Origin of the sequence: Aequorivita vladivostokensis (genome assembly GCF_000952855.1) — a bacterium.
Taxonomy (GTDB): Bacteria; Bacteroidota; Bacteroidia; order Flavobacteriales; family Flavobacteriaceae; genus Aequorivita; species Aequorivita vladivostokensis.
The window spans coordinates 118678-131476 of the sequence record NZ_JSVU01000002.1 but is presented as its reverse complement, the minus strand read 5'-3'; the positions used below and the strand labels follow the sequence as shown (position 1 = coordinate 131476).

The following is a 12799-nucleotide window of genomic DNA, read 5'->3' as shown; positions in this document are numbered from 1 at the left end:
ACCTTAAAGATATAAAAAATATATAATTATCTGTATATCAACCTTTTGTAAATTTCATTGTAGATTTAAAATTTCGGAATATAAATGATGCAACCAATGATAACTGCGGTAATTGCGGCAAAGAATACGGCTCCCGCTGCCACATCCTTTATAAAACCTATTTTGTTGTGAAAGTCGGGGTGCACAAAATCGGCAATTTCCTCGGCTGCGGTATTAAGTCCCTCAATACTCATTACCAAACCGATTGCGAAAATTTGCAGCATCCATTCCGCGGCGGAGATTTCAAAGTAAAATCCCGCAACGGTCATAATGATACCGATTACCGCCTGAACTTGGATGCTTGCCTCGTGGCGTAATAATAGCAAAGCGCCCTTGAATGCGTAACCGCATCCTTTTAGGCGCTTTCCTAAATATGAATTCCACATTATAGCAGTGGTTTTAAGGCCGAAAGATAATCAGGCTCTTCACCAATTTCCGGTACTTGCTGACTGTGGATTACTTTTCCGTTTTCGTCCAATACCAATACCGCCCTTGAATGTAGGCCGCGCAGCGCGCCACTTGTCATTTCTACTCCATAGTTTTTTCCGAAGTTTCCATCGCGGAAATCTGATAAATTGGTAACGTTGTTAATTTTTTCGTCGCTCACAAAACGCTTTTGCGCAAAAGGAAGATCTTTTGAGATACAAAGCACTTTGGTGTTTTTCAATCCAGTAGCCTTTTCATTGAATTTGCGCACAGAGGTTGCACAAACATTTGTATCAATACTCGGAAAAATATTCATGATAACACGGGAGCCTTTGAAATCTGATAATTTTTTTGAACTCAAGTCCTGTGCCGTTAAATTGAAATCTGGAGCTGTATCGCCCACTTTTGGGAGAGTGCCAGATGTTTCAATATTGTTTCCGCCTAATTTTATGGTTGCCATATTATAGTTTTTTAAAGTGAAGCCTAAAGATACATATTCGGTTTTGCTTAAAATGCAAACAAGTTCTTAAAGAATTGATTCCCCAAAAAAAGAAATCCCTTTTGCAACAATTTTACAAAAGGGATTCCAATCAAATATTAATCATAAATCTATCGGTCTATCGAACCCAAGACTTTTTGGGCAAAAGCATTTGCCGCATCACGCTCGGGCATGCCGTCCTCAATCATTTTGTGGACTTCCACCGCTCCGCAAAGATTGGTGATAAGTTCGCCAATGATATCCATCTCTTCTTCGGTTATTCGACTGTATTCGCTATACGATTCCAAAACTTCGATACAATTTTCTATCTGTGCCGTGGAATTGTTTCGCTGAATATGTCTAATTACGGGCAACTTCATCTACAAGATCTTTTAAAAGTTCAAACTTGTTGGTTTGTACCTGGTTTACCAATTCGCCGTTTTTAAAACTTGCGAAGGTTGGTAAATTGTCCACATTCGCCATTTTTCTACTTTCTGGGAATTTTTCGGCATCAACCAAAACGAATTTGTAATCCTCAGTTTCCGAAGCCAATTTTTTAAATTTTGGCTTCATCAATCTGCAATTGCCGCACCAGCTCGCCGAAAACTGGACTATTACGTCCTTCTCTTCCGCTACAAGTTGTTGTAGGCTATCGTCTTTTAATTCAAGTACCATAATTTAGTTTCTTAAGTAAGTTGCAACACCTTCACGGTTGGCAATCATTGCTTCTTTTCCTTCTTCCCAGTTTGCTGGGCATACTTCACCTTTTTCCTGTACGTGGGTGTAAGCATCTACCAATCTAATGAACTCGTTTACATTTCTTCCCAAAGGCATATCGTTCACACTTTCGTGGAAAATTTTTCCTTCTTCGTCAATCAAATAAGTTGCGCGATAGGTTACGTTGTCCCCGTCAACCATCAATAAGCCAGTTTCCTCATCATAACGCTCATTGGTAATATCAAGAATTCCAAGGGCATTTGAAAGGTTGCGGTTTGTATCTGCAAGCAATGGGTAAGTTACACCTTCAATTCCGCCGTTGTCCTTTGGGGTGTTCAACCAAGCGAAATGTACCTCAGGGGTATCGCAGGATGCACCAATAACCATTGTGTTTCGGTCTTCAAATTTTGAAAGTGCTTCTTGAAAAGAATGGATTTCGGTTGGGCAAACAAAGGTGAAATCTTTAGGATACCAAAAAAGCAATACTTTTTTCTTATTCTTTTTGGCTTCCTCAAGCACATTAAGCTTGAATGTATCGCCCATTTCATTCATTGCATCAACTGAAATGTTGGGGAAAGTTTTTCCTACTAATGACATAGTTTTAAATATTTTTAAGGTTAATAATTTTCTATTGCAAAGATAAAAAGTCCTTATGGATAAAGGGGAGGAAGCAAATGTATTAATCTATAAAACCATAGATTTTGGCAATAGGTTAATTTTTTAACAATAGAAAATTACTATCAAAAAAATAGTTATGCTTTTGCCGGAGTAGCTAACTCCCTGATCTTAATTCTAAAAGCTGCAAAAAGCAAGGTCATAAATGGACTTAACCAATTAAAGATGGCGTAGCCCGCATAGTGAAGCGTATCAACCCCCAATACACCACTGTGGTATGCGCCACAAGTGTTCCAAGGCACCAAAACAGAGGTTACTGTTCCCGAATCTTCCAAAGTTCGGGATAGGTTTTCGGGAGCCAAACCTTTGTCCCTAAAGGCTTTGGCGTACATTTTACCGGGAACCACGATTGCAAGGTATTGATCGCTGGCTGTAAGGTTTAGCGCGAGACAACTGGCTACAGTACTAGCAAAAAGCCCGAAGGTTGTGTGAAACAATTTCAGTAAAGCCTTGCTGATTGCCGCTAATGCACCAATGGCGTCCATAATTCCACCAAAAACCATTGCGCATAATATAAGCCAAATAGTGTTTAACATTCCAGACATACCCCCTGCGGAGAAGAGATCCTTTAAAGCTTCATTTTCTGTAGGAATGGCGCTATCTACAGTTATTGCGTTCATTATTCCTTTATAGCCATTTTCAAAGGTAAGGGAAGAGCCTCCTCCGATAGAAGCGACAATATCCGGTTGAAATATTAATGCCGCAACTGCACCTAAAAGCGTTCCTATGAGTAAGGCTATTAGCGGAGCGGTTTTCTTGACGATCAGAAAAATTACAACTATGGGTACCGCAAAAAGCCAAGGACTTACGTTAATCGATTTTTCAACGGCTTCCAAAATGAGATGGGTATCGGCAGTGCCGGAAGTGTCAATATTTAGCCCAATGATTATAAATACGATTAAGGTAACGGCTAAGGTTGGTACTGTTGTATAAAGCATATACCTAATATGTGTGAACAAATCTGTACCGGCCATAGCAGGCGCAAGGTTTGTGGTATCACTCAAGGGAGAAATCTTATCGCCAAAATAAGCTCCCGAAAGAATGGCCCCGGCCGTCATCCCGATTGAAATATCCAGCGCATTGGCAATACCAACGAGGGCAATTCCCACGGTGGCCGAGGTAGTCCAACTGCTGCCTGTTGCTACCGAAATAATGGCACAGATAATTACACAGGAGGCCAAAAATATGGTCGGGTTTAAAATCTGAAGACCGTAATAGATCATCGTTGGGATAATGCCGCTAATAAGCCAAGTTCCGGCTAATGCCCCTACCAATAATAAAATTAAAATAGCCCCTGCGGTCGATTTTATGTTGATCGCCACTTCCTCCAGCATTTGGTCAAATTTCACCTTGTTGAAAAAACCCACAATGGCCGCCACGGCACCTCCCATTAAGAGAATGAATTGGTTACTTCCGCTCAGTGCGTCATCACCATAGGCATAGAAAACATTGTAAAAGAGCATCCCGATAAGTGCAAAGACCGGGATAAGCGCCTCCCAAATATTCAGTTCTACGTTTTCAACTATTTTATCGTCCTTTGGGTCGGTGGGCTTAATGTCTTGACTTTGCATTGGGAAATTTTAAAATGGATTGTAATGTTACGATTTTGTATATTATTAAACAAATATCGTAGGCGCGCGATTAATCGCGCGCCTACATGTTGATTCCAACTTGCACCATACATTCCCGCATCATCTTATAGGTGCGCTCAATATCGTTGTCCAGACCTATACTGAAACGTATCAGCCCATCGCTAAGTCCCATTTCCTTTTGTTCCTCTTCGGGAATTTCAGAGGAAGTTGAAGAACCCGGCGCGCTGAAAAGGGTTTTGTAAAAACCAAGGCTCACGGCCAAGTACCCTAAATTGCGTTCCTGCATCAATTCCATCAATTCGTTGGCTTTATCAATTCCGCCTACGTCAATGGTCAACATTCCGCCAAAACCGTATTCCTCGTTCATCATTTTTTTGAAAAGCTCGTGGCCGTTATGCGATTTCAATCCCGGATAAACCGTTTTTAAACCATCGGCCTCAAATTTTTCAGCTAAAAACAAGGCATTCTCACTGTGCTGTTTTATTCGAATGTGAAGCGTTCGTAAATTTTTTAAAATAGAAGCTGCCCGAAGACTGTCCATTGCGGGGCCAAGCAGCATATTTGCGCCATCGTTCACGTTTCGGAGGCTATCAATAAATTCTTGAGTGCCGCAGGTTACGCCGCCCATGGTGTCGCTGCTTCCGTTAATGAATTTTGTCAAGCTGTGCAAAACCACATCGGCGCCCAACTTTGCAGGAGAAATGCTCAATGGCGAAAAAGTATTGTCAACCAACAATTGCAGGCCGTGCTTTTTCGCAATTTTGGAAAGCGCTTCAATATCGGCTATTTCCAAAAGTGGATTGCTCACGGTTTCGCAGTAAATAATTTTTGTGTTTTCAGAAATTGAATTTTCAACTTGCTCCAAATTTGTAATATCAACAAAAGAGGTTTCAATATTCAATTGCGGAGCAAAGTTTTTTAAGAAAGCATAAGTTCCCCCGTAAATGGTTCGGCTGGAAACTATGTGGTCTCCCGCTTTGCAAAGTTGAAGAATTGCTGGGGTAATTGCGCCCATTCCGCTCGCGGCAACGTTTGCGGTCTCGGTGCCTTCCATTGCTGCCAAGGCTTGGCCAAGATAAAGATTGGATGGGGTAGAGTGGCGTGAATATAAGTAACAGCCGTCCGCATTACCTTCAAAAGTATCGAACATCGTTTTCGCGGAAAGGAAGGTATAGGTGGAAGAATCTGAAATGGAAGGATTAACGCCCCCAAATTCGCCAAAGTATTGTAAATCCTGAATTTTGTCTGCTGGTTTAAAAGCCATGATAATTGTTTTAGGTTGTACGGCAAATTTGCAAAAATTTAAAGGAGTGGTCAAATATTAAATCCCAAATTCCAAATTCTATAATCTCGAGTCAATTTTTGTCGATAATGGATGCAGACCAAGAGCCACTCCCCAAAACTTCAAAACCTGAAACTTTTAAACTCCTAAACTTTTAAACTATTATCCAGTTATCGTACCTTTGCCACTTCATTAAAAAACACACTTTATGAGCAAATATGATGTAGCAGTAATAGGTTCGGGGCCCGGCGGTTATGTGGCGGCTATCCGTTGCGCCCAGTTAGGGATGAAAACCGCAATCATTGAAAAATACGATGTTTTGGGCGGAACTTGTCTAAACGTGGGTTGTATTCCCAGCAAGGCTTTGTTGGATTCTTCACATCATTATGAAGATGCCATGAAACATTTTGAAGAGCATGGAATTGAAATTTCTGGCGATATAAAATTGAATTTGAAAAAAATGATAGAGCGCAAAGCTTCGGTTGTGGATCAAACCACCAAAGGGATTGCGTTTTTGATGGATAAAAACAAGATTGACGTTTTCACTGGAATGGGCGCTTTTAAGGATGCCACCCATATTGAAATAACCAACGGCGAGAAAACTGAAACCATTGAAGCAAAAAATACGATTATCGCTACGGGAAGCAAACCTGCATCCCTTCCTTTTATAAAATTGGATAAGGACCGAATTATCACTTCAACCGAAGCTTTAAATATGAAAGAGGTTCCAAAACACCTTATCGTTATTGGCGGTGGTGTGATTGGTTTGGAACTTGGTCAGGTTTATCATCGTTTGGGTGCTGAGGTTTCCGTAGTGGAATATATGGACCGAATTATCCCAACGATGGATTCTGCACAAAGCAAGGAATTGATGAAGGTGATGAAGAAACAGGGTGTGAAATTCTTCGTTTCGCATAAAGTTTCCGCAGTTTCCAAAAAAGGAAAGGAAGTTACCGTTACTGCTACCGATAAAAATGATAAAGAAGTAACTTTCAAAGGCGATTATTGCTTGGTTTCCGTTGGAAGAAAGCCTTATACGGAAGGTTTGAAGGCTGAAAATGCCGGGGTAAAAATCACCGAACGCGGAATGATTGATGTTAACGACCACCTGCAAACAAATATTAAGAACATTTACGCCATTGGCGATGTGGTTCGCGGGGCAATGCTGGCGCACAAAGCTTCAGAAGAGGGAGTTTTGGTCGCTGAAATTATTGCTGGGCAGAAGCCACATATTGATTACAATTTAATTCCCGGCGTGGTTTACACCTGGCCGGAAGTTGCTTCGGTTGGGAAAACGGAGGAGCAGCTTAAAGATGCGAAGATTGAGTATAAAAGCGGCCAGTTCCCGATGCGCGCTTTGGGAAGAAGCCGTGCAAGTGGTGATACCGATGGTTTTGTAAAAATTCTTTCCGATAAAAAAACCGATGAGGTGCTTGGAGTACATATGGTGGGCGCGCGTGTCGCCGATTTAATCGCTGAAGCCGTTACCGCAATGGAATTCCGTGCAAGCGCCGAGGATATTGCCAGAATGAGCCACGCCCACCCAACCTATGCCGAGGCAGTAAAAGAAGCCGCTCTTGCCGCCACGGATGACAGAGCGTTGCACATCTAATAGTTCAGGTTATTTCAATAAAAAATGTCGGCAAAATCTGCCGACATTTTTTATATAAGATAGAATCAGAGATTTATTTTATAATTCCTCCACAACTTACTCTTCCTCCAGCATCGCCGGTAGGCTGTGTGGTAAAGTCGTCTTTTCCTTCGTGTACAATAACTGCCTTTCCAAGAATATCCTTGGTTTCATCACCACAGCCTATACACCATTCGTCGGTTTGCATGGATACTTTTCCAACACCGTCGGCATCCGCTTCAAAGTTGCCTATATCACCTTTATGATATCCTTCAGCATCGCCCCACTTACCGTGTTTGGAATGTGTTGGGTTCCAGTGTCCGCCAGCAGAGGTCGCGTCATCTGAGCTGCAATCTGCTTTTTCGTGAAGGTGAATGGCGTGGGTACCTGGCGTTAGCCCGGTAAATTTGGCTTCCAATTTTACCATCCCATTTTCTTCAGTGAAATAAGCTTCACCTTGGGCCGTACTTTTACTTTTTGATTCCATCATAACGGAAAGGGTTTTAGCCTCTTCCATTTTCATATCTTCTTGATTTTCAGAATTCATCTGTATGGAATCATTCATATTATCCATGGAATCCATATCTTTTTTCTCATTCTTGCAGCCTACAAAGGCGAGGATCGCAGCGGCAGCAATTAGTGTTCCTAGTTTTTTCATTGGTAATAGTTTATAGTTAATGTTAGTTTAAAGGTATGATTTCAATCGTGGGCATACAAAATTTTAAAATAATCTTAGCATTTGACAGCTTGCTCCTTTTACTTGATTAGCTTCGTAATTATCTGTGTTTTGGAATGCAATGTTCTATGCACGGGGCATTTATCGGCAATTTCGAGCAGCTTTGCTCTTTGTTCTTCGGAAAGATTTCCTTCCAACTTTATTTCCCGGGTAAAGGTGTCTATTTTAGCCGAATCTTCCTCGCAATGCTCACAATCCACCGCGTGGTCTTTCGAATAGTTGATGTGGCAAGTTACATTTTCAACTTCCCATTTCTTTCTTCGCGCATACATTTGTATGGTCATCACGGTACAGGCGGCGAGGCCGGCGGAAAGAAATTCATAGGGGGAAGGCCCAAAATTGTTTCCGCCAAAAGTGATTGGCTCATCCGCAATAAAATAATGGTCGCCCAATTTTAAGTGCGTGGTAAACATTTTATCTCCATCTAAACTTGCGGCAACCTTACTTTTGCTTTGAATTTTTTCAACCGGTGGAATTTCTACATATCGCGAAGCCCAACCGGCAATCACTTCCCCCACATAATGTGAGTCCTCTTTTTTGCTCAATAAATGGTCGGCGCCGTCCAACGATATAAAACTCTTGGGATGATGCGCGGCGATATAGATTTCTTCGGCATTTTTTATTCCAACCACCCGGTCTTGGGGAGAATGCAAAATCAACAGTGCTTTTTTGAAATTGCCTACAACTTCACGCAGGGGCTTATTTTCAAGGTCGTCCAAAAATTGTTTTTTAATGGTAAAATCCATGCCGCCCAAATTTACTTTTGCCTTTCCGCTTTTGGTAATTTCGTGCGCACTATCCTTCAAAAGGTGCATCACGTGCGAGGGATGGCTGGGCGAATTGATAACGGCTACGGCTTTTATCGACGGAATTCTGGCTGCGGCAAAGATTGCAGCCGCACCTCCAAGGGAATGGCCGATAATAAGCGTGGGGGCTTTGTAATTTTTCTTTAGGAAATTTGCCGCTTCAATTAAATCTTCCACATTACCGGAAAAATTCGTGTTTTCAAAATCGCCCTCGCTTTCGCCCAATCCTGTAAAATCAAACCTTAATACCCCAAAACCCGAATCGGTAAGGGCTCGCCCCACGTTTTTAACGGCGGTCAAATTTTTAGTACACGTAAAGCAATGCGCAAAAATCACCAAATTGTGCGGCTGTTGGTTTATGGGAAGCTCCAGACGGCCTGCAAGTTGTTCTTCGTCTTTGTTGGTAAAGGAAACTTTGTGGATGTTCATGGTTTGGTTTTAGGTGGAGTGTAATTTACAGAATTTTTCAGGCAAAGCCATCAATAATTTTTCTTGTGCCACAGAAACGTTTACTTCGTTTACTTCGCCCATATATTCGCCGTCAATCTGGAAGGGAATTTTTTTGCGGGACTTGATGCTTGCCTTTTCGGTCGAAATTATTTGCACAAAGTCTGAAGACATATCGGGTTGGTCGTGCATCGTTTTAAAAATTTCAATAAAATCCAAATTCTTAAAAACCAAGACCTCAAACTTGCCATCGTTTACCTTGCCATGCGGATTGATGGTGGCGCCGGTTCCAAACTTATTGGCATTGGCAATAGCCAGCAAAATACCCGAAACTTCTACCATTTCATCGCCAGTTTTAATGGTAAAGTGAAATGGGGAATCTGAGTTTATAAGCGTTGGGATAGATTGCAGGAAATAACCGAGTTTGCCCCGCACGCCAGAGGCTTCGTAATTTTTAACCAGTTCGGCGTTAATGCCCAAATCGGCTATGTGAAGGCACATTTGGCCATTGATGAAAAGCGCATCTATTTTTAATTTACAGTCCGAAAAAGCGATAGTTATCTGCTCTTCGAGAGTCTCCGGAAGGCCAAAGTTTACGGCCATTCCGTTTGCTGAGCCGGCGGGAATTATTCCGAGAATTATTTCGGTTTCAAAAACACACTGCGCCACCAATGAAATCGTGCCATCACCACCAGCGACTATAATCCGCGCAGGTTTCAATTCTTCGATAATTGACTTTATTGCCTTTTCGTCCTCTTTCCCCGTGGTTTGGTAAAGTTTGAATTGATAGCCTTGTTTAACGGCTTCAATCTTTACAGCGTCTATAATGGTTTTCTTTTCGGAGCTCCCGGCTATGGGATTTACAACCAATAAAATATAATTTTCTGATTTCATTAGTAAAAATTGAATTTAAAAATACCTATTTTGGAAATGCTAAACCGTTAACGAAATCTCAATTAGTGAAACTTGATTTAAAGCTGTACCGCGGCTATGTAAACGATGAGGAATTGGTTGTCTTTGGCCACGTCTTCAAATCCTGGGCGCCCGATAAATACAGATTGGACCGAAAGGGAATCCGGCATGCGGTGTCCGTAATCCATATGTTCCGCATAAAACCTTTGGAAAACGTGCCGGTGAAATTGAAATTTAAGAATATTGAGGTCTCTACCAAAACATTGGCTGATGGATATTTTCGGTTTACCATTCCGTATTCCGAAAAACTTGAGAGCGGCTGGCACCCGTTTCAGGTTAGTTGTGAACTTTATGACTACGGCATCGTAGAAAATTCTGAATTGTTGAAGCCTTTTGAAAGCAAGGTCGGTGTAATTTCAGACATAGACGATACTTTTTTGGTTTCGCACAGTGGAAATTTTTTAAAGAAATTATATGTCCTTCTTCTGAAAAATATCAACAAACGAAAGGTTTTTGAGGATGTAGTACCGCACTACCAAGCCTTGAGTAAGGCGGGGCAGGAGAACGAGACGGCTTCCAATTCCTTCTTCTATGTCTCCAGCAGCGAGTGGAACCTTTATGAATTTATCGACTCCTTTGCACGTCTCCATAAATTGCCAAAAGCCGTGATAAAACTTAAAAAGATAAAAACGGGAATCTCTGATTTTCTTTTCACCGGAAGGGGCAGTCACGACCACAAGTTTGAAAAAATAAAGGATATAATCATGTTTTATCCCAAACTGGAATATGTGCTTTTGGGCGATGATTCGCAGAAAGACCCTGATCTTTATGAACGGATTGTAAAAATATTTCCGCAGAATATAAAGGCAATTTACATTCGGCAGACTTCAAAACGAAAAAAGGAGAACACCCAAGAGATTCTAAAAAATATTGAATCCATGGGCGTCTCCACTTGCTATTTTGCCAACAGCGAAAAGGCTATTGCACATTCCGAAAACATCGGTATTATTTAAGTTTTGTTATTTAACTTCGGTTGCTTCCGTTTTGCCGGTATCCATGGGAGTTTGCGTTTCACCTTTTAAATAATGGTCCAAAAATTTAAGAATCCTTCCGTAGGCTTCTATTTCGTTTTCCTTTTTTACAAAGCCGTGGCCTTCATCTTCAAAAACCACGTATTCCACGGGAACGCCGTTCTTTTTAACCCCTTCCACAATTTCATCTGATTCAATTTTCAGCACCCGCGGATCCTGTGCGCCTTGCAATACCATTAAAGGTTTGATCACGTTTTCGGTATGGAACAAGGGCGAAATTTGCTTCAACCGCATGGAATCTGCCGTATTCGGGTCGCCCATTTCGGTATAGAGCGCATCCTTGAACGATGCCCACCAGGGCGGAATGCTTTTTAGGGTTCGTATCCAGTTTGTTACACCAAAAATATTAACGCCCACCTGAAATTCATCCGGCGCATAGGTGAGGGCCGCCATCGTCATATAACCGCCGTAGGAACCTCCAATAATTCCAATTTTATCTTTGTCGATAACATCTTGGCTCGCCAACCAATCTTTCCCGGCAATGCAATCCTTTAAATCCTTATCGCCGTGGTTTTGATCGTCCATTTGGAAAAAAGATTTCCCATAGCCACTACTTCCGCGGTTGTTTACCGCCAAGATTGAGTACCCGTGGTTTACCAAATATTGAATTAGGGAGCTAAAACTTTGCCTGGATTGTCCTCCCGGTCCGCCGTGCACCCAAACCAATGCCGGCACTTTATTGTTGGCACTCGCTTGTTTGGGTTGATAATAAACTGCCGGGATTTCCAACCCGTCAAAAGATTTGAAGCGAACTACTTCAGCCTTTACCAAATCATCCGGATTGATCTCCTTGTTCAAAACATCGGTAAGCTTGTGATATTCTCCAGTTGCTATAGTATAGGAATACGTATTGGTGGGAAGTTGCGAGCTGCCAACCGTTAACAATGCCATAGTTTCATCCCTTGAAAAACTGGCGGCGCTTATTTCCTGCCCGTCAATTTCGGGGAAATTTAATTCTTTGCCCGTTGCCACTTCGGTAACATACATCTCTGTTTTGGCGTCTTCGTTGGTAAACATAACCTGATACTTTCCGTTGTGGGTAAAGTAGAAGGCGATAATATCCCAATCCTTTTCCAAAACCTTTTCCTTGCTGCCGTCTTCAATGTTGTATTTCATCAGATAACTGAATTCTCCCTCGGCATCGGTAGTGTAGTAGAACGATTTCCCATCGGGTGAAAAATCCTGGGGTGAATTTTTGCTCAATGTTTCGTTAATCTTGGTCTTTTGATTTGTTTTAAGATTCAGCAGAAATAAATCACTATCGTTGGTATTTACAGCTTTGGAGAGCAACATATAATTTTTATCCGCTGAAATTCCACCGAAATCCATGGCGTCGTCATTTTTAAGAAGAAGTTTGGGTTTAAAGGTGGCAATGTCCATTTCATAAACGTCCATCATTTGTGGGTTGCGCTCGTTGCTATTGTAATAAAAGCTTTTGCCATCCTTAGCCCAGCCCTGGAAGAGCGCCCTCACGTTTTGCTCGGGCGTGAGTCTTTGGATGCCGGTGCTATCCTTCACGAAGATTTTAAAAATTTCATCGCCGTTGCCGTCCATTCGGAAGAGAATCCTATCGTCATTCGGAAAATAGGAAATACCATACACCGAAGCGCTATCAGATTGGGTAATCGGCATAAAATCGCCGCCTTCCGTAGGTACGGAATACATATTGAATACCCCGGAACGATTGCTGGTTATCAAGACTTTGGATTTATCTGGCGAAAAACCATTTGCAAAAGCGTTTTCATTACCCATAAATTGCTCTATGGAATAAGTTTTTACCTCGGCAATTTCTTTAGTTTCCTCATTTTTGTTGTTTTTGCAAGCAACAAAGAGAAGGATCGCCGAAAAAATTAAACTGAAATTTTTCATAAAGATGTGATTTGGAAGTTATATTGTTGATTTACAAAACAAAGCTACTGAATTTTGCTGAAGAAATTGATCGGTCATATTTCGCATTATATTTTTTAG

Annotated in this window: 13 protein-coding genes; 2 read left to right on the top strand and 11 right to left on the bottom strand. The window is 41.6% G+C overall.

Annotated features, from left to right (window positions below; translation table 11 throughout):
• Positions 1-65 precede the first annotated feature (65 nt).
• From MB09_RS03330 to MB09_RS03300, 7 genes are all read right to left on the bottom strand, one after another.
• Entirely contained in the window at positions 66-425 is a 360-nt protein-coding gene (locus tag MB09_RS03330) for a diacylglycerol kinase (protein WP_045079469.1), read from the bottom strand.
• Positions 425-925, bottom strand: a complete 501-nt coding sequence (gene tpx / locus MB09_RS03325) for a thiol peroxidase (protein ID WP_045079468.1) — start codon at positions 923-925, stop codon at positions 425-427. Before tpx ends, MB09_RS03330 begins: the two co-directional genes overlap by 1 nt.
• Before the next feature lie 149 nt (positions 926-1074).
• Positions 1075-1323 (bottom strand): DUF6952 family protein, encoded by a 249-nt coding sequence (locus tag MB09_RS03320; protein ID WP_045079467.1) that lies wholly within the window; start codon positions 1321-1323, stop codon positions 1075-1077.
• Positions 1304-1618: a thioredoxin family protein gene (locus MB09_RS03315; protein ID WP_045079466.1), complete on the bottom strand. Its 315-nt coding sequence runs from the start codon at positions 1616-1618 to the stop codon at positions 1304-1306. The genes MB09_RS03320 and MB09_RS03315 overlap by 20 nt, the downstream gene beginning before the upstream one ends.
• A gap of 3 nt (positions 1619-1621) precedes the next feature.
• Positions 1622-2257, bottom strand: coding sequence for a peroxiredoxin (locus tag MB09_RS03310; RefSeq protein WP_045079465.1), 636 nt, complete (start codon positions 2255-2257; stop codon positions 1622-1624).
• A gap of 155 nt (positions 2258-2412) precedes the next feature.
• Complete coding sequence (gene nhaC, locus MB09_RS03305) at positions 2413-3906, bottom strand: Na+/H+ antiporter NhaC (RefSeq protein WP_045079464.1); 1494 nt, start codon at positions 3904-3906, stop codon at positions 2413-2415.
• An 82-nt stretch (positions 3907-3988) separates the two neighbouring features.
• The gene (locus MB09_RS03300; RefSeq protein ID WP_045079463.1) at positions 3989-5191 is read right to left on the bottom strand and encodes an aminotransferase class I/II-fold pyridoxal phosphate-dependent enzyme; all 1203 of its coding nucleotides are present in this window, start codon (positions 5189-5191) and stop codon (positions 3989-3991) included.
• Positions 5192-5417: 226 nt separating this feature from the next.
• Between MB09_RS03300 and lpdA the strand changes: the two genes are divergently transcribed.
• A complete protein-coding gene (gene lpdA / locus MB09_RS03295; protein ID WP_045079462.1) occupies positions 5418-6821 on the top strand; it encodes a dihydrolipoyl dehydrogenase in 1404 nt (467 codons plus the stop codon).
• Between the two features lie 73 nt (positions 6822-6894).
• Here the strand turns inward: lpdA and MB09_RS03290 are convergent, their stop codons facing one another.
• The 3 genes from MB09_RS03290 to MB09_RS03280 all read right to left on the bottom strand — a co-directional run bounded on the left by MB09_RS03290 (position 6895) and on the right by MB09_RS03280 (position 9722).
• Positions 6895-7497, bottom strand: a complete 603-nt coding sequence (locus tag MB09_RS03290) for a superoxide dismutase family protein (RefSeq protein WP_045079461.1) — start codon at positions 7495-7497, stop codon at positions 6895-6897.
• Positions 7498-7595: 98 nt separating this feature from the next.
• Positions 7596-8810, bottom strand: a complete 1215-nt coding sequence (locus MB09_RS03285) for a bifunctional alpha/beta hydrolase/OsmC family protein (protein ID WP_045079460.1) — start codon at positions 8808-8810, stop codon at positions 7596-7598.
• Between the two features lie 9 nt (positions 8811-8819).
• Positions 8820-9722, bottom strand: coding sequence for a diacylglycerol/lipid kinase family protein (locus tag MB09_RS03280; RefSeq protein WP_045079459.1), 903 nt, complete (start codon positions 9720-9722; stop codon positions 8820-8822).
• 65 nt (positions 9723-9787) lie between these two features.
• Here MB09_RS03280 and MB09_RS03275 point away from each other — a divergent pair, with 65 nt between their 5' ends.
• The gene (locus tag MB09_RS03275) at positions 9788-10753 is read left to right on the top strand and encodes an App1 family protein (RefSeq protein ID WP_045079458.1); all 966 of its coding nucleotides are present in this window, start codon (positions 9788-9790) and stop codon (positions 10751-10753) included.
• Between the two features lie 6 nt (positions 10754-10759).
• Here the strand turns inward: MB09_RS03275 and MB09_RS03270 are convergent, their stop codons facing one another.
• Positions 10760-12700 carry a S9 family peptidase gene (locus MB09_RS03270; RefSeq protein ID WP_045079457.1) on the bottom strand — a complete coding sequence of 647 codons (1941 nt, stop codon included), beginning with the start codon at positions 12698-12700 and terminating at the stop codon, positions 10760-10762.
• Between the last annotated feature and the right edge of the window lie 99 nt (positions 12701-12799).

Excerpts from the sequence above, each read along its gene's own strand:
- lpdA (WP_045079462.1), top strand. The coding sequence starts at position 5,418 with ATGAGCAAATATGATGTAGCAGTAATAGGTTCGGGGCCCGGCGGTTAT.
- MB09_RS03315 (WP_045079466.1), bottom strand. The coding sequence starts at position 1,618 with ATGGTACTTGAATTAAAAGACGATAGCCTACAACAACTTGTAGCGGAA.
- MB09_RS03300 (WP_045079463.1), bottom strand. The coding sequence starts at position 5,191 with ATGGCTTTTAAACCAGCAGACAAAATTCAGGATTTACAATACTTTGGC.
- nhaC (WP_045079464.1), bottom strand. The coding sequence starts at position 3,906 with ATGCAAAGTCAAGACATTAAGCCCACCGACCCAAAGGACGATAAAATA.
- MB09_RS03320 (WP_045079467.1), bottom strand. The coding sequence starts at position 1,323 with ATGAAGTTGCCCGTAATTAGACATATTCAGCGAAACAATTCCACGGCA.
- MB09_RS03290 (WP_045079461.1), bottom strand. The coding sequence starts at position 7,497 with ATGAAAAAACTAGGAACACTAATTGCTGCCGCTGCGATCCTCGCCTTT.
- MB09_RS03310 (WP_045079465.1), bottom strand. The coding sequence starts at position 2,257 with ATGTCATTAGTAGGAAAAACTTTCCCCAACATTTCAGTTGATGCAATG.
- MB09_RS03330 (WP_045079469.1), bottom strand. The coding sequence starts at position 425 with ATGTGGAATTCATATTTAGGAAAGCGCCTAAAAGGATGCGGTTACGCA.
- tpx (WP_045079468.1), bottom strand. The coding sequence starts at position 925 with ATGGCAACCATAAAATTAGGCGGAAACAATATTGAAACATCTGGCACT.
- MB09_RS03270 (WP_045079457.1), bottom strand. The coding sequence starts at position 12,700 with ATGAAAAATTTCAGTTTAATTTTTTCGGCGATCCTTCTCTTTGTTGCT.
- MB09_RS03285 (WP_045079460.1), bottom strand. The coding sequence starts at position 8,810 with ATGAACATCCACAAAGTTTCCTTTACCAACAAAGACGAAGAACAACTT.
- MB09_RS03280 (WP_045079459.1), bottom strand. The coding sequence starts at position 9,722 with ATGAAATCAGAAAATTATATTTTATTGGTTGTAAATCCCATAGCCGGG.